Origin of the sequence: Collinsella sp. AM13-34, from assembly GCF_003473055.1 — a bacterium.
Taxonomy (GTDB): domain Bacteria; phylum Actinomycetota; class Coriobacteriia; order Coriobacteriales; family Coriobacteriaceae; genus Collinsella.
In genome coordinates, this window is sequence record NZ_QRLE01000009.1 from 72,012 (window position 1) to 89,271 (window position 17,260).

11 protein-coding genes and 1 tRNA gene are annotated in these 17,260 nt (G+C 63.0%); 4 read left to right on the forward strand and 8 right to left on the reverse strand.

Translation table 11 applies throughout. From position 1 onward, the window contains the following. Positions 1–15: 15 nt before the first annotated feature. The 4 genes from DW151_RS05310 to DW151_RS05325 all read left to right on the forward strand — a co-directional run bounded on the left by DW151_RS05310 (position 16) and on the right by DW151_RS05325 (position 4,791). Positions 16–1,479, forward strand: coding sequence for an NAD(P)/FAD-dependent oxidoreductase (locus tag DW151_RS05310; RefSeq protein ID WP_089571654.1), 1,464 nt, complete (start codon positions 16–18; stop codon positions 1,477–1,479). A gap of 16 nt (positions 1,480–1,495) precedes the next feature. Further along, a complete protein-coding gene (locus tag DW151_RS05315; RefSeq protein WP_370448020.1) occupies positions 1,496–2,833 on the forward strand; it encodes an NAD(P)/FAD-dependent oxidoreductase in 1,338 nt (445 codons plus the stop codon). 3 nt (positions 2,834–2,836) lie between these two features. Next, entirely contained in the window at positions 2,837–3,235 is a 399-nt protein-coding gene (locus DW151_RS05320) for a DUF1667 domain-containing protein (RefSeq protein WP_089571652.1), read from the forward strand. Positions 3,236–3,702: 467 nt separating this feature from the next. Continuing rightward, positions 3,703–4,791 carry a Xaa-Pro peptidase family protein gene (locus DW151_RS05325; protein ID WP_118334796.1) on the forward strand — a complete coding sequence of 363 codons (1,089 nt, stop codon included), beginning with the start codon at positions 3,703–3,705 and terminating at the stop codon, positions 4,789–4,791. Positions 4,792–5,031: 240 nt separating this feature from the next. Here DW151_RS05325 and DW151_RS05330 read toward each other — a convergent pair whose 3' ends face one another. The 8 genes from DW151_RS05330 to DW151_RS05365 form a co-directional block, all read right to left on the reverse strand. Beyond that, positions 5,032–6,375 carry a folylpolyglutamate synthase/dihydrofolate synthase family protein gene (locus tag DW151_RS05330; protein WP_118334798.1) on the reverse strand — a complete coding sequence of 448 codons (1,344 nt, stop codon included), beginning with the start codon at positions 6,373–6,375 and terminating at the stop codon, positions 5,032–5,034. Positions 6,376–6,622: 247 nt separating this feature from the next. After that, the gene (locus tag DW151_RS05335; RefSeq protein WP_117736426.1) at positions 6,623–9,319 is read right to left on the reverse strand and encodes a valine--tRNA ligase; all 2,697 of its coding nucleotides are present in this window, start codon (positions 9,317–9,319) and stop codon (positions 6,623–6,625) included. 284 nt (positions 9,320–9,603) lie between these two features. After that, positions 9,604–11,016 carry an ATP-dependent Clp protease ATP-binding subunit ClpX gene (gene clpX, locus DW151_RS05340; protein ID WP_118334799.1) on the reverse strand — a complete coding sequence of 471 codons (1,413 nt, stop codon included), beginning with the start codon at positions 11,014–11,016 and terminating at the stop codon, positions 9,604–9,606. A 1-nt stretch (position 11,017) separates the two neighbouring features. Next, the gene (locus DW151_RS05345) at positions 11,018–11,638 is read right to left on the reverse strand and encodes an ATP-dependent Clp protease proteolytic subunit (protein ID WP_022095182.1); all 621 of its coding nucleotides are present in this window, start codon (positions 11,636–11,638) and stop codon (positions 11,018–11,020) included. 162 nt (positions 11,639–11,800) lie between these two features. Further along, positions 11,801–13,102: a trigger factor gene (gene tig / locus DW151_RS05350; protein ID WP_233543356.1), complete on the reverse strand. Its 1,302-nt coding sequence runs from the start codon at positions 13,100–13,102 to the stop codon at positions 11,801–11,803. A gap of 88 nt (positions 13,103–13,190) precedes the next feature. Beyond that, positions 13,191–13,274, reverse strand: a tRNA-Leu gene (locus tag DW151_RS05355). A gap of 140 nt (positions 13,275–13,414) precedes the next feature. Continuing rightward, positions 13,415–16,246 carry a molybdopterin cofactor-binding domain-containing protein gene (locus DW151_RS05360; RefSeq protein ID WP_118334802.1) on the reverse strand — a complete coding sequence of 944 codons (2,832 nt, stop codon included), beginning with the start codon at positions 16,244–16,246 and terminating at the stop codon, positions 13,415–13,417. After that, a complete protein-coding gene (locus DW151_RS05365) occupies positions 16,246–17,160 on the reverse strand; it encodes a xanthine dehydrogenase family protein subunit M (RefSeq protein ID WP_118334804.1) in 915 nt (304 codons plus the stop codon). The genes DW151_RS05360 and DW151_RS05365 overlap by 1 nt, the downstream gene beginning before the upstream one ends. Between the last annotated feature and the right edge of the window lie 100 nt (positions 17,161–17,260).

A 17,260-nucleotide genomic window follows, 5' to 3' on the forward strand; every position in this document is an offset into this window, starting at 1 on the left:
TGTCTGGGAGGCACTGTGACAGAAACGTTTGATATCGCGGTTGTGGGCGCGGGCATCACCGGGTGTGCCATTGCGCGGCAACTCGCGCGCTATGACCTGACCATTTGCGTGGTCGAGGCGGCCAACGATGTCGCCCTAGGCGCATCGAAGGCCAACGGCGGCCTGGTACACGCCGGCTACGATCCGGCGCCGGGCACCGTAAAGGCGCAGGTCAACGCCCGCGGCTGCGAGCTATATGGCACGTGGGCCCAGGAGCTCGGCTTTTTGTTTTGCCGCACCGGTTCGATGGTGCTGGGGTTTAACGACGAAGACCGCGCACACCTGGAGAAGCTGCGCCAGAATGGCGTGGCCAACGGCGTGCCCGAACTGTCGATTATCGGCCCCGAGCGCATCCGCGAGCTGGAACCACGCGCGAGTGCCGAGGCGACGTGCGCGCTGTGGTGTCCCTCCACTGGCTTTGTGGATCCGTTTGAGGTCGCCATCGCTGCGCTGGAGAACGCCGTGGCCAACGGCGTGACGTTTATTCGGTCGGCTCCGGTGGAAGCAATTGAGGTTGCCGGCGGCGAGGCTACCGACGGGGCTGCGCGCTTTACGCTGGTGACGCCTGTCGGCGATGTGCGCTGCCGCTATCTGATCAACGCCGCGGGCAACGGTGCAGCGGACATCTCGCATATGGCGGGCGCCGAGGAGTTCCAGATGGTCTGGCGCCAGGGCAACATCGTGGTGCTGGACAAGGAGCCGCGCGCGCTCATGCCGCTCTACCCCGTGCCCACGCCAGTGTCCAAGGGCGTAATCGTCACGGGCACGGTCCACGGCAACACCGTGATCACCGCGACGGCTGCCGTGCGCGAGCCGGGCGACACGCAGACCTACGCAAGCGATGTGAACGCGCTGCTGACGGGAGCACGCAAGCTGGTGCCCGATCTGGACACGCGCCGCGTGGTGCGCGCGTTTGCCGGCGGGCGTCCGGTCATTCAGGGAACAAACGACTTCTTTATTGGGCAGTCCGCCGTGGTGCCAGGCCTGTTCCAGGCGGCGGGCATTCAGTCGCCAGGCGTGGCGAGCGCGCCGGCCATTGCCGAGCGCATGGAGCACGTGATGCGCGAGGCGGGCGTTGCTTTGCGCGAACGGGCCGATTGGGATCCGATTCGACACGCGCCGGACGACTTCGACCGTACGCCGCTTGCACGCAAGGAGGAGCTCATTGAGTCCGACCCTGCATGGGGGCAGATCGTCTGCCGCTGCGAGACAGTGCCCGAGGCCGAGATCGTGGCCGCGATTCGACGCCGCCCGGGTGCGGTTTCGGTCGAGGGCGTCAAGCGGCGCTGCCGTGCGGGCATGGGTCGGTGCCAGAGCGGCTTTTGCCAGAGCCGCGTGGTTGCGATCCTTGCCCGCGAGCTGGGCTGCGACCCCAGCGAAGTGCTGTTGGAAGATGCTGGATCTTGGCTGGTCGAGGGACCACTGAAGGGGGTGCGCTAGAATGGCGACGTTTGATATGCGCAACAAACGCGCAGAGGCCGGAACCATAGCGTCGGTAGCAACGCAGACCTTCGACGTGGTCGTCATCGGAGGAGGCCCCGCCGGCATGGCTGCAGCGCTGGCCGCGCATAAGGCCGGAGCACGCGTGGCCATCGTGGAGCGCGAACAGCACCTGGGCGGAATCCTCCGCCAGTGCATCCACCCCGGCTTTGGCCTGTCGCACTTTAAACAGGAGCTCACCGGTCCCGAGTACGCGCAGCGCTTTATCGACCAGGTGCACGCAACCGACATTGCGCTGTTCTTGGGCAGCATGGTGCTTGGGATTGATTCAGGCGAGCCTGCAGAAGACACCGAGGTCCATACCGTCACGCTCATGAGCCCCGCCGGCATGTTGCAGCTCACCGGGCGCGCGGTCGTCCTTGCCATGGGTTGCCGTGAGCGCACCCGCAGCGAGATCAAGATCCCCGGCAGTCGTCCCGCCGGTGTGTTTACGGCGGGCCTGGCGCAGCGATACATCAATATCGAAAACCTTAAACCCGGCTCGCGCGCCGTCATTTTGGGCTCGGGTGACATCGGGCTGATCATGGCGCGCCGTTGCACGCTCGAGGGGATTTCGGTCGAGGGCGTGTACGAGCTCATGCCGTACGCCAACGGCCTGCGCCGCAACGTCAAGAACTGCCTGGACGACTTTGGCATTCCGCTGCATCTGTCGACCACGGTCACGCGCGTGATTGGACACGATCGCGTGGAGGCTGTCGAGGTGAGCCAAGTCGACGAGCATCTTGCACCCATTCCCGGGACCGAGCGCATCGTTCCGTGCGACACACTGCTGCTTTCGGTGGGGCTGATTCCCGAGAACGAGCTTTCGGTTGCCGCAGGCGTGGAGCTGGACCCACGTACGCGCGGCGCCGTGGTGGACCAGAGCTTGCAGACGGGCGTGCCGGGCATCTTTGCCTGCGGCAACGTGCTGCACGTGCACGACCTGGCCGACAACGTAACGTGTGAGTCCGAGAGAGCTGGCGCAGCTGCGGCGGCGTACGCGCTGGGAACCGGCGCGGGCGCCGTTCCGGACTGCGAGCTCACCGTCTCCCCTGCTGGCATTGCGGGATACGCACTGCCGGGACGCATTACGGCTGCGGCGCTCACCAAGCTGAACTTCCGCGTGCGCCGACCGATCGACGCCGCCCGCGTGCGTATTCTGGCAGGCGACGAGGAACTGCTTGCAGGCAAGGTCCGCGCGTTTATGCCGAGCGTTATGGAAAGCTTCCCGCTGCCGGCAAAGGTCATCAAACAAGCGCTCGACCTGGGTGCCAGCGAGATTGTCCTATCCGTCGATCCCGTCGAGGAGGCATAGACTATGAGCACGAATGCAATCGAGACGCTGCAGTTCAACTGCACCACTTGCCCATCCGAGTGCCTCCTGACCGTGGAGGTCGAGCGCAGCGCAGACGGCGCCGTGGTAGAGGTACGCTCCGTAACCGGCAACAGCTGCCCGCGCGGTGATAAGTTTGCACATCAGGAGCTCACCTGTCCCATGCGCGTGCTTACCACGACCGTGGCCGTATCCGGCGGCGACGAGGCGCTGCTGCCCGTGCGCACGGCCGAAACCATCCCGCTCGAACTCCACGCCCAGGCGATGGACCTCATCCGCGGCCTAGAGGTCAAAGCCCCCATCCGCATGAGCGATGTAGTCCTCCCCAACCTCCTAGACACCGGTACCGACCTCATCGCCAGCATGGACATCGACCCTGCCTAAGCAGTTAATTTGGGACGGGGCTCTTTTAGCTACCCCGCCATCCACCCCGCCCCTCCTCAATTGCGGTGAAATAGTTCCTGATTTCCGCCAAAACCCCGGCATCCAGGAACTATTCCACCGCAACTTGCCTTGGGATCGATATTTAGATTGTGCCTACTTTAGTGCCATTTCAAAACTATGCCGGATTACGGGGCTGATTCGGAGACCCCCATCCATACCGGCATTTTTCGATTTTTGATAAGCCGTCTACCTGCGGTTTTAATTTCGCAATTTTTCCAATGGTCAAGTAATACAGGTCCAGCCCCGTAATCCGCCATAGTTTTGAAAGCAGCTAATTCGGGACGACCCTCTTATGACTACTTTTACCTATCATTCCGCATGTTTGACACAGCTAAAATAGCCCCGTCCCAAATTGACTACCCTGGCGTTGGGGATACCATGGTGACACCCTAGCGAAAGGATGTTTCATGGCACATGTCGATGACCAGCGTGTGGCGCGCGTGCTCGATGCGCTCGAGGCTCAGCACCCCGGCGCGCAGCTGCTCGTAAACGACCCGTGGTCGATCTATTACCTGACCGGCTTTTATGCCGATATGTTCGAGCGTTTTTGCGGCGTGCTGCTCGCGCGCGATGCCGAGCCGGTGATCCTAGTCAACGCCCTGCACCAGCTGCCCGAGTACGATAATGCCCGCGTCGCCTATCACACCGATACCGACATCGTGGGCGACGCCATCGCTCGCGAGGTCGATCCGACCAAACCGCTCGGCATCGACACCGTCATGCGTTCCGGCTTTTTGATGCCGCTCATGGATCGTCGCGCCGCGAGCGAGTTCTTCCTGGGCGACTTTGCCGTCACCGCCGCACGCACCCACAAGGACGAAGCCGAGCAGGAGCTCATGCGCGTGTCCTCGGCCGCAAACGACGCTGTGATGGCCGACGCCATCAAGCTCGTCCACGAGGGCGTGACGGAGCGCGAAATTGCCGACCAGATGCTCGGCCTGTACCGCAAGCACGACTGCGAGGGCTTTAGCTTTCCGCCCATCGTGAGCTTTGGCGCCAACGCCGGAGACCCGCATCACGAGCCCGACGACACCGTACTCAAGCGCGGTGACGTGGTGCTGTTCGACATTGGCGGACGTCGTCGCAACTACTGCTCGGACATGACGCGCACGTTCTTTTGGGGCGAGCCGGACGAAGAGACGGCACGCATCTACGACATCGTGCGCCGCGCCAACGAGGCCGCCGAGGCGCTCATCGCGCCGGGCGTGCGCATGTGCGATCTGGACCGTGCCGCGCGCGACGTGATTGAGGACGCTGGCTACGGCAAGTACTTCACGCATCGCCTGGGCCACTCGATCGGCCTGCAGGACCACGAGCCAGGCGACGTTTCACTTGTCAACGAGCAGGTCGTAGAGCCGGGCATGACGTTCTCTATCGAGCCGGGCATCTACCTCCCCGGCCACACCGGCGTCCGCATCGAGGACCTTGCCCTGGTCACCGAGACCGGCGTCGAGATTCTCAACGCCTACCCACACGATCCGGTCCGTCTGGACTAGGCAATGCGGCAAAGGCGCTGTCCCTTTGCCGCATCCCACCAACGCTGCACCACGAAAAAGGACTATCTACTACGTTTAACCCGCATGGGTCGACCATGCGGGTCTTTTTTGAAAATTGGCAAGCCTTCTACCTGCGGTTTTGATTTCGCAATTCTCGGTGTGGTCGGGGGCAGTCGATTAAACGTAGTAAATAGGCCCATTTCCTGGCGAACAGCCCAAATTAGCTGCCCCTCGAGTGGGTTAGCGCAGCAAGCCTGCCACTTCGCCGGCTAGGGTGATGGTGCCTGCCGCTACGAAGGGCTCGCCCGCGGCATCGAAGGCGGCGAGAGCCTCGGATACACTAGGGTACACACCTGCGAGCTTATCGGCGTCCACAAGACCAGCGAGCTCCTCTGCCGCCAGGGCGCGATCGGAATCGGTCTGCGTTACGACTACACGCGGGAAGGCCGGAATCAGCACGTCAACGATACCCGCCACGTCCTTGTCGGCCAGCGCGGCGCACAGCAGCGTGGGGCGATTCTCCACGCACGGGTCGATCTCATCCAGTGCGCTCACAAAGTTCTCGCAGCTCTGAGGGTTATGGCAGGCATCAATCAGCTTGAGTGGATCGGTTCCCAGCACATCAAAGCGACCCGGCGTGGGACAGCCCATAAGCGAAGCATCGAGCTTTTCATGGTCGAGCTCGCGGCCCAGATAGCCCTCGCACAGCATAATCGCGCACGCAGCATTCTGCGGCTGATAGGCCGGCTTGACCATGCTCGACGTATAAATCGCGCGCGGCGTGGTGCAGCTAAACTCAACCGTATCGCCCACATGCGCCGGCACCTTGGTCGTGGCGTGGCTCACCACGAGCGGCACGACGCCGCACTCGCGGCAACGGGCATCCATCACGCGCTGAACGCTCGCCTCGTGCGTGCCCTCGCCCAGCACAACCAGGCGTCCGGGCTTAATGACCGCAGCCTTCTCCCCCGCAATGGCCTCGAGCGTGTCACCCAGGATGCGCGTGTGGTCGAGCCCGATGCCCGTAATGGCAACGGCGACGGGATCGGTCGCACTCGTGGCGTCCCAACGGCCGCCCATGCCAACCTCGAGCACGGCAATGTCCACCGCGGCCTCGGCAAACACGACAAGCGCGGCAGCCGTCAGCAGGTCAAACGGCGTGATGGTGTAGGCGCGCTCCCCCGCCGCCACACGACGAGTATTCACGCGATGCCCCGACTCGACGGCGGCAGAAACGCCGCGGGCAAACGCCTCATCGCTCACAACGCGCCCATCGACCTCCATACGCTCGGGATAGCGTACAAGCTGCGGCGACGTATACAGCGCGGTCTTTAACCCCTCGCCACGAAGGATGGCAGCCGAAAAACGCGTGGTCGAAGTCTTACCATTGGTACCGGCAACCTGAATGCAATCGAAATACTCATCCGGACGCCCCAGCTCATCGAGCATATCGACAACCGTCTCAAGCAGAGGCCCAGCATCCCCAGAAATCCGCCCCGTGTCGGCAGCAAGCCCCACAGCCTCATCAAACGAAAGCAAATCAAACTCAAAAGGAACGGTATACAAGCCAGAACGCTTAGGCATTTTTAGAACCGCCATTCATAGAAAAATAAAACAGTATAGGTTGAGGATAGTCAGCGAAAACGCCTCTGATAAGCCAAGGTGCCGTGAAACAAGGGCGCATAGGGCTTATGCCCATGCGCCCGAAGTTGAACGGCAGATTGGCCATCAGAGGCGTTTGCAGCGTCGAGTCAGCCGCCGTTCGTTAGAACGGCGGAATAGGTGTCCGCAGTAGCGAGCAATGCCCCAAACCGCGTCCCCCGAGTAAACCTTACGAGAAGTCAGCAACCTGAGCAGTCAGCGCCGCCAGGATCTCCTTGAGCTCAGCTGCACGGTCCCTCTTCTTCTGGACCACCGCGGGCGCGGCCTTAGCCACAAAGCCCTCGTTGGCGAGCGTCTTCTCGCAGCCGGCAAGCTCCTTCTGGGCCGCGGCAATCTCTTTCTCCAGGCGTGCCTTCTCGGCCGAAAGGTCAACCTTGCCCTCGAGAACCACAAAGACCTCGACGCCGCTGTCGACCACGGCAATGCTCGCAGCCGGCTTCTCAACGTCGGTACCCATAACCAGCGAAGCGGTGTTCGCCAGCGGCTCGATGGTCGAGCGCAGGCTCTCGAGCTTCTCGATATCCTCGGCGCCGGCGCGCACGACAACGTCGAGCTCCGCCTTGGGGCTCAAGCGATAGCGCGAACGGGTGGCACGGGCGGCAGACACGACGGCACGGCACAGCTCAAACGCGCGCTCGGCGGGCTCGTCGACGTACTTGGCGTAGTCGGCGGGCTCGGGCCACTTGGCGATCATGAGCGCCTCGGCGCGGTTCACGTTGCCCTCGGCGTCCAGATCGAGCACGCTCGCCGGCATGTTGTCCCAAATCTCCTCGGTGACAAACGGCATGAGCGGGTGCATCAGGCGAATGGAGGTATCGAGCACAAAGATCAGGTTGCGCTGCGCCTGTAGACGGCCCTCGCCCTTCAGGCGGGCCTTGGTGACCTCGACGTACCAGTCGCAGACCTCGTTCCAGAAGAACTGCTGCACGCCGCGGGCCATGTCGCCAAAGGTGTAGTTCTCGATGCCCTCGGTGACCATCTTCACGGCCTTGGCCAGGCGGCTGAACATCCAGGCGTCGGCCGGCGTCTCCACGACGGGCTCGCCGGGCGTGTAGCCCTCCATGTTCATGAGCAGGAAGCGGCTGGCGTTCCAGATCTTGGTCACAAAGCTCTTGGCCTGGTCGGTACGCGGGCTGTCGATGAGCTTCTTGGTCTTCTTGTCGATGTTCGCGTCAAACTTGACGTCCTGGTTGTTGGTGCACAGCGTGAGCAGGTTGAAGCGCATGGCGTCGGCGCCGTACATGCCAATGAGGTCCATGGGATCGACACCGTTGCCCTTGGACTTGGACATGCGGCTGCCGTCCTTGGCCAGAATCGTCGGGTAGATGACGACGTCCTTAAACGGCACCTCGTCCAAGAAATACAGCGAACTCATGACCATGCGGGCGACCCACAGCGCGATGATGTCGCGTGCGGTGACGAGCGCCGTCGTGGGGTGATGGCCCTCGAGCAGCTCCGGCTTTTGCGGCCAGCCCTGCGTGGCGAAGGTCCACAGCTGCGAGCTGAACCAAGTGTCCAGCACGTTCTCGTCCTGATGCACGTGATGGCCGCCACACTTGGGGCACACGTCGGTGTCCTCGGTGAGGGCGTCCTCCCAGCCACAGTCCTCGCAGTAGAACACGGGGATGCGGTGGCCCCACCACAGCTGACGGCTGATGCACCAGTCCTTAAGGTTCTCCATCCAGGTGGTGTAGGTCTGCGTCCAGCGCGCGGGGTGGAAGGTGACCTTGCCGGAGTTGACGGCGTCGAGCGCCGGCCCCTTGAGCTTGTCGACGGCCACAAACCACTGCTCGGACAGCCACGGCTCCAGGGCGGAGTCGCAACGGTAGCAGTGCATGACGGAGTGGTCGAGCTCTTCGACGTGGTCGAGCAGACCGTGCTCGTCGAACCACTTGACGACAGCCTCGCGGCACTCATCGCGGTTCATGCCGGTAAACTCGCCGTAGCCCTCGACGACCACCGCGTGCTCGTCGAAGATGTTGATCTGCGGCAGGTCGTGAGCCTGACCCATGGCGTAGTCGTTGGGGTCGTGGGCAGGGGTGACCTTGACGAAGCCGGAGCCAAAGTTGGCGTCGACATGCCAATCCTCAAAGATGGGAATCTCGCGGTCGACGATGGGGAGCTTGACGGTCTTACCCACGAAGGCGGCCTTCTCGGGATCCTTCGGGGAGACGGCGACGCCCGTGTCGCCGAGCATGGTCTCGGGGCGCGTGGTGGCGACGACGATGTAGTCCTGGCCGTTGACCGGCTCGGTCAGCGGGTAGCGCAGGTGCCACAGGTGGCCCTTCTCGTCCTTGTACTCGGCCTCGTCGTCCGAGATAGCGGTGGTGCAGTTGGGGCACCAGTTGACGATGCGCTTGCCACGATAGATCAGGCCGTCGTGGTACCAGTCGCAAAAGACCTTACGCACGGCCTGGGCATAGTCCTCGTCCATGGTGAAGCGCTCGTTGTCGAAGTCAACGGAGCAGCCCATGCGCTTAATCTGCTCGACGATGATACCACCGTACTCGTGGGTCCAGTCCCAGCAGGCGTCGACAAACTTGTCGCGACCGATCTCCAGGCGGCTAATGCCCTCGCTCTTGAGCTTCTTGTCGACCTTGGTCTGCGTGGCGATACCGGCGTGGTCGGTGCCCAGCACCCAGCGCGTGGACTTGCCGCGCATGCGGGCCATGCGGATGATGGCGTCCTGGATGGAGTCGTCGGTGGCGTGACCCATGTGGAGCTTGCCGGTCACGTTGGGAGGCGGAATGGTGACGGTGCAGTCGCCCACGCCCTCACGGCGCTTGTAGTAGCCGCCGTCAAGCCACTTCTGCAGGATCGCCGGCTCGTTGGTCGACGGATCGTAGTTCTTGGGCATCTCTTCCATATATCTCTCCCTGTCCCGCCGGCGTGTCCGCCTGCTTGGTTTTCGCTCAGTCAGGTCCTGGCTCGCACGAAGAGCACATTAAGTGCTCTTCGGCTCGTGCGGAATCTACGAAAACCAAGCAGGCGGACGCGCCTTAGGTATCGATTACTTCAGTCTGATATGACTTCGCTGAGGCTTAAACAAACACACAGAATAACACAGGTAGTTGGGTGTTTTGCGTATATATAAAATAGCCTCCGACCGCGGATGGTCGGAGGCTATTTGCAAGCACGTTTTTGGCAGGTTTACCCGTAGATGCGTTGGGGCTGCTCTTCGCCCTTTACGGAGGCTTCGGTCACAACGACCTTGGAAACGCCCTCCTCGCTGGGCAGGTCGAACATCGTCTGCTGTAGCACGTCCTCGCAGATGGAACGCAAGCCGCGGGCGCCGGTCTTGCGGGCAAGCGCCATGCGGGCGATCTCGTGCAGGGCGGCGTCCTCAAACTCCAGGTCCACGTCCTCCAGCTGGAACATTTTGCGGTACTGGCGCACCACGGCGTTCTTGGGCTCAGTCAGGATCGACACCAGGTCGTCCTCGTCGAGCGCCTGCGTCTGGGTGACGACGGGCGTACGTCCCACAAACTCGGGGATCATACCAAAGGCGTTGAGATCCTGCGGGAGCACCTGGCGCAGCAGGTCGTTCTCGTCGACCGAGGTGGGGCCAGCGATCTCTGAGTTAAAGCCCACGCCCTTGTTGCCAACACGGTCGGCGATGATCTTATCCAGGCCCACAAAGGCACCGCCGCAGATGAACAGGATGTTGGTCGTGTCGATCTGCAGCAGCTCCTGCTGGGGATGCTTGCGGCCGCCGGTGGGCGGAACGCTTGCCACCGTGCCCTCAAGAATCTTAAGCAATGCCTGCTGAACGCCCTCGCCCGAGACATCGCGGGTGATGGAGAGGTTCTCGGCCTTGCGGGCGATCTTGTCGATCTCGTCCACGTAGATAATGCCAACCTGAGCGCGCTCAATGTCGCCATCGGCAGCATTGATAAGCTTGAGCAGGATGTTCTCCACGTCCTCGCCCACGTAACCAGCCTCGGTGAGCGCGGTGGCGTCGGCGATAGCAAACGGCACCTCGAGGATGCGTGCGAGCGTCTGGGCCAGCAGCGTCTTACCGGTACCGGTGGGGCCGAGCAGCAGAATATTGGACTTGGCAAGCTCCACCTCGTCCATATCGTCGTCAAACTGGCCGCCCATACCCGAGGCCTCGTTAAAGGCGGACACCGCGGCGCCGCCCTCGATCACGCGGCGATAGTGGTTGTACACGGCAACCGACATGGCGCGCTTGGCGTCTTCCTGGCCCATGACATAGGCCGAAAGCTCGTCATAGATCTCGTGCGGCGTCGGCACGTGCGTGATGACCTGACGGTCGTCCTCAAGCTCAAAGCCCTCGGCCTCGGGATCCATGGCAGGCTGGGACGCAGCCTGGCCGTGATCGTTGAGGAAACCCGGAAGATTGCCGTTGCGGGCGGCGTCCATAAAGTCCGAAGCCAGCGACTCCTCAAGAATCTCGGAGCAGGCGGCGACGCACTCGTCGCAGATAAAGATGTTGGTCGGGCCCTTTACGAGACGACGGACCTGACCCTGCTCTTTTCCGCAGAAGGAGCAGCGGATGGGGTTGCCGTTCTCGTCAAAGTTGTCCTGCATGTTACCGGCCATCCTAGGCGTCCTTCGCGGCGAGATCGCGCGAGGTGACGATACGGTCGATCAGGCCGTAGTCGAGGGCCTCGGCAGCGGTCAGGTAGTTGTCGCGCTCGGTATCGGCCTGGACCTTCTCGATGGGCTGGCCCGAGGCGTCGGACAGGATCTGGTTGAGCTCGCGGCGAGTCTTCTTGATCTCCTCGGCCACGATCTCGATCTCGGTCTGCTGACCCTGGGCACCGCCGCTGGGCTGGTGAATCATGACCTTGGAGTGCGGCAGGCAGAAGCGCTTGCCCTTGGCGCCGGCCGAAAGCAGCACGGCGGCCATGGACGCAGCCATGCCTACACAGATGGTGGAAACCTGCGGCTTAATGAAGTTCATGGTGTCCAGAATCGCCAGGCCGGAGTAGACCTCGCCACCAGGCGAATTGATGTAGAGCGAGATATCCTTCTCGGCATCCTGGCTCTCAAGATGCAGCAGCTGGGCAACGACCAGGTTGGCGCTGACGGAGTTGATCTCCTCGCCCAAGAAGATGATGCGGTCGTTGAGCAGGCGCGAATAGATATCGTAGCTGCGCTCGCCGCGCGGCGTCTGCTCGATAACGTATGGCACGAGGGCGGAATCGAACTTAGCGATCATACGCATCTCCATTTCTCTTACGGACCAATAGTGGTTCTAGACAAACGTACGGTGCCCGCATGCTATGCATTGGCTGGCACCGTACGAAGCAACCGGATAACCGGTGTATAACTTTACCCCATCACGGGCGCACGCAAGCGCTCGCGGGCAAGGTGGCGAGAATTACTCGGCGTCCTTGGCGGTCTCGTCGACCTCGGTCACCTTGGCGTTCTCGACCAGGTGGTCGACGGCCTTGGAGCGACGGATGGACTCGCGGACGGCGGGCATGCGGCCATCGGCGATGAACTCGGCCTTGGAAGCCTCGACGTCCTTGACGCCGGCCTTCTCGAACTCGGCGTTGATGTCGTCCTCGGTGACCTCGATCTTGAGCTCGCGGGCAAGGGCGTCGAGCGCCAGGGACTCACGGGCAACGTCGTTAGCCTGCTTGTGCAGGTCGCCGATGAACTGCTCCATGGTCAGACCGGAAGCGGGCAGCCAGGTGTCCAGCGTCATGCCGCGGGCAGCGAGGTTGGACAGGAAGTTCTGGCCAAGCTCCTCAAAGACGGACTGCTCGTAGTCGGCGTCCATCTCCTCGAGCTGCAGGCGCTCGGCGAGAGCGGAGACGCAACGGTTCTCCTTCTCGGCCGGGAGGCGGGAAGCCTTGTCCTGCTCGATCTCGATCTTGATAGCGTCGCGCATGGCCTCGATGCTGTCGAAGCCAAAGTCGGACTTGACGAGCTCGTCGGTGAGCTCGGGGGTGTTGCGGACCTTGATGCCCTTGACGGTGACCTCGACGGTGTGGGTCTCGGCCTCCTCGCCCTCCTCGACCTCGTCGGTCCAGGTGACGGTCTTGACGTCGTCAACGTTGGCACCGATCAGGGCCTCGTTGAACTCCTTGGGGTTGCTGTCGCTACCGGCGATGAGCATGCGGCCCTCGGCGGCGAAGTTGTCGGCGTTCTCGACGGCCTTGAGGTCGACGGTGACGTAGTCCTCAGCCTCGACGGCGCGACCCTCGACGTCCTCGAAGGTAGCGCGGTAGTTGAGGAGCATCTCGACCTGGTTGTTGATCTCGGACTCGGTGACCTCCGCGGGAGGCATCTCAATCTCGACAGCGTCGAAGGAGGAGAGCTCAGCGGCGGGACGCAGGGAGAACTCGACGGTGTAGGTGTAGTCCTCGTGATCCTTGGCGAGGTCGAGCTCCTTGTAGTCACCGCTCTTGGTGGGGACGATGTCCAGCTCGTTGAGGACGGCGGGCTCGTTGGCGGCGATCAGGTCGTTGGTGGCCTGAGCGAGGGTTGCCTCGGCGCCAAGAGCGGAGTCGATGACCGGACGGGGAGCCTTACCGGCGCGGAAGCCCGGGAAGCGGTACTTCTTGGCGGTGTCCTTGTAGGCCTTCTTGATCGCGGCGTCGACGTCGGCGGCCGGGATGGTGACCGTAGCGGTGAGCTTGGCGTCCTTGACGTCAGAAGCGGTGATGTTCAACACGTTCCTCCTCATACTGCCCAGCTTATCTGAGGTGCTGGTACCTTTATGCAACAAAGAGTCGCGACGGCGGGAGCCGACGCAGATGCGTTGGTGCGGGCGAAAGGACTCGAACCTTCACGGGAATCCCACCAGAACCTAAATCTGGCGCGTCTACCAATTCCGCCACGCCCGCATGAGCGCACAGACTAGGAATGATAGCAGATACGAACGGCAAGCGCACGCACACCTTTTACAGGCTCACGACCTCACCACGAGTGCAAAAGGCGGGGCGAGTTGCCCCACCCCGCCAATTACGACTTATTCGCTGACCCGCTACTCCCCCAGCAGGGCCTTCTCGGGCGTGATGGGCAGCGAGCGGACCTGGTGGCCGGTGGCGTGTGCCACGGCCGAGGCCACGGCGGCGAGCGGCGTGTTGATGACGACCTCGCCGATCGATTTGGCGCCAAACGGGCCCGTCGGCTCATAGCTCGGCTCAAAGGCCACGCGGATGCTGCCGATATCCAGGCGCGTGGGCAGCTTGTAGCTCATAAAGTTGCCGGTACGCAGACGGCCGCGGTCGTCGTGCTCGACAATCTCGTAGAGCGCGTGACCGATACCCTGGGCAATGCCGCCCTCGGCCTGGACGCGCGCGAGCGCCTCGTTGATCACGGTGCCGCAGTCGACGGCCGCGGCGTAATCCACCACGGTCACCTTGCCGGTTGCCTTGTCGACCTCGACCTCGGCAATGCCGGCCATAAACGGCGGGGGCGAAACGGGCAGGCTGGCAGAGGCATGCGAGGTCAGCGCGTCGCCGCCCTCGATGTTCTTAACGCACAGGTTGGCAAAGTCGCGCAGCGTGAGGTAGCGACCGCGCTCGCGGGCGGCGCGCTCGTCGGACAGGCGCACGTACTGGCCATCAAAGACCACATCGGCGGCATCCACGTCCCACATCTGGGCGGCCTTGGCGCAAATCTTCTTGCGCAGCTCGGTCGCGGCATTCTTGGCGGCCAGGCCCGTCACGTACGTACCCGAGCTCGCGTACGAGCCGGCGTCGAAGGGCGATACATCGGTATCCACGCCACGAACCACAATGAGAGAGCTCTCCACACCCAGCTCCTCGGCGGCAATCTGCGCCAAGATCGTGTCGACGCCCATGCCGTTATCGGTGGCGCCGGTACCGATGGTAATGAAGCCGTCCTCTTCCAGGCGCATGTCGATGCCGGCGATGTCCACGTTGGAAATACCCGAGCCCTGCATGGTGAGCGCGCAGCCCAGGGCGCGCACGCGGTCGCCCAGGTCCACGGCCAGCGGCTTGTCGCGCCAACCGATCATGTCCATCGCGCGCAGCAGGCAGCGGTCGAGCGCGCAGGCGTTGAGCTTTTCGTTGTAGTACTGCGGCATGACCTCGCCCTCGCGCACGATGTTCTTAAGGCGCAGGTCGGCGGGGTCCATGTGCAGCATGTCGGCGAGCTCGTTGACGGCACTCTCCACGGCAAACTGGCCCTGGGTGGCACCGTAGCCGCGATACGCGCCGCCGCGGTTGGTGTTGGTGTAGACGGCGTCCCAGCTAAAACGGCTCGCCTTCACATGGTTGTAGATGGGCAGGCTCTTATGGCCCGAAAGGCCGATCGTCGTGGTGGCGTGCTCGCCGTACGCGCCGGCGTTGGACAACGTGTGCAGGTCGATGGCCGTGATGGTGCCGTCGTTCATGGCACCCAGCTTGACGGTCATCTGCATCTGGTGACGCGAGTTGCCCGCAGTGATGGTCTCCTCGCGGGTGTAGCAGCAGTAGCTCGGACGGCCGGTCTGCTGGGTGACGAACGCCACGAAGATCTCGCAGCAGCCCGTCTGCTTGGAGCCAAAGCCGCCGCCGATGCGGGGCTTAATAACCTGCACCTGCGACTGCGGAATGTCGAGCGACTGCGCAACCATGCGGCGCACGTGGAAGGGCACCTGCGTAGAGGTGGTCACCGAGATGCGGCCGAATGCGTCGGTCGTCGCGAAGGCACGGAAGGTCTCCATGGGCGCAGTCTGCGTGGCCTGGCTAGTGTAGGTGCGGGTGAAGACGATGTCGCTCTGGGCAAACGCCTCGTCAAGGTCGCCATAATCGCTGGTACCGCTGCACACCAGGTTGCGAGCAACGTCGCCGCCCTGCGGGAACATAAAGGTCACGTCGCCCTCGGGGTGGACCACGATGTCGTTATCGAGCGCCTGGGTAAAGTCGAGCAGGGGCTCGAGCACCTCGTAGTCGACCTTGATGAGCTTGAGCGCCTTATCGGCGGCCTCCTCGGTCTCGGCGGCGACGATCGCCACCTCTTCGTTTTGGTAGCGGACGAGGTTCTCGAGAATCAGGCGGTCGTAGGGGCTCGGCTGCGGATAGCTCTGACCGGCGATAGTAAAGCGGCGCTTGGGCACGTCCTCGTAAGTGTAGACGCCCACGACGCCCGGTACCTTCAGGGCGCGCGACGTATCGATGGAGCGGATCTTGGCGCGGGCATAGGGGCTGCGCTTGAGTTTGACGATCAGGGCGCCGGCGGGCACCATATCGCCCGTGTAGACGGGACGGCCCTCGAGCAGCGCCTTCGAGTCCTTCTTGGGCTGCTTATGGGTGATCTGCTTGTACGAGACACCGTCGCAGCTGGTGTCGTTGACCGGCAGTTCGGGCATCTCAAAGCCCACCTGCACGCCGGACTCGTTGAAGAAGCGCACGATGGCGCGCAGCTGGCTCTCGTAGCCGCTGCAACGGCAGAGGTTGCCGGCGAGCTGGCGCGACAGCTCCTCGCGCGTGGCGACGAGGCTCGGGTCCTCCTTGGCGGCGCGGGCAAGCGCCAGCACGTTCATGATAAGGCCGGGGGCGCAAAAACCGCACTGCTCGGCGCCTTCGGCAGCCATCGCGCGGGCAAGCGCCTCGGACTCAGCCTTGAGACCCTCGAGCGTGGTGATGGTATGGCCCTCGACGCGCGCGGCGGGAACCGAGCAGCTCAGCACCGGGTAGCCGTCGAGCCACACCGTGCACAGGCCGCAGTTGGTGGTCTCGCAGGCGCAGCGCACCGACGCGCAACCCTGCTCACGCAAAAGCGAAAAGAGCATGGTATCGGGGGCAATCTGAACCTTGACCTTGCGGCCGTTGAGCGTAAAGGAAAGATCGATAAATTTGGCAGCCATTAGCGCACCTCGCTAGAATCGACGCCGGGCACGCGGCGGCAGGAATACTCGTCCGTGGCAAACTTAGGAATCTGCACGCCCTCGAGCTCGTGGGCAAGCGCGGCCGAAAGCTCGATGCCGGCGGCGCGACGCACAGCCTGGACGGCAAGCGGGGCCGAGATGCGGCGGCGGTAGTCGGCCGAACCCCACAGGTTGGTGCCATAGCTCAGCGCGCGTACGGACGCGGCCAGGGCGCGCAGCTCGTCCTCGGAAGGCTGCTCGCTGGTGAGGCCACACGCCTCGCCCTGCAGCAAGGTTGCGCGCAGCGGGCGGGCGCCCACGGTGACATGCCAGCTGTTATCCCACCAGGCGGCGGTAACGTTTAGGGATGGGAAGTCGGTCGCGGCCTTGCGCACGGCCTCGTAGCTCGCGCGGTAGTCGTGCTTGACGACCACGACGTGCTCGATCACGTCGCGCACGTAGCCCATATCCACGAACTCGGCAAGCGGTACGCGGCCGGCGCCCGTCAGCTCAACATAGGAATCGAGCGCCAGGAAAGCCGAGAGCACGTCCGAGAAGCCAAAGCGGCCGTAGATGCTGCCGCCCACCGTGGCGGTATTGCGCAGCTGCACGCCCACGATATCGTGAACGGCGAACTCGAAGACATTGTTGACAAGCGCGTTGAGCTCGGCATGGCGCTCGAGCTGGCGCAGGGTGCACATGGCACCGATGCGAAACTCGGTCTCGGTCTCCTCGATCTGATCGAGTCCGCAGGCCGAAAGGTCAATCGCCGTCGCCACACGACGCGAACCCAGGCGCATCCAGATGCCGCCGCCCACAATCTTGTTGTTGCGGTTCTTCTGCAAGAGCTCATAGGCTTCGGCCGCGTTTCCAACACGGACGTAGGTACCGAACTTGAGCACGTTCTCCCCCATCTCTTCACTTGTCCAGTACCTTTAAGTGTACCAAACGAGGGGGCATAGCTCGTGTCGGGACAAAATGAACCATTTTCCTCCGTCGCATGCGGATCAAAAA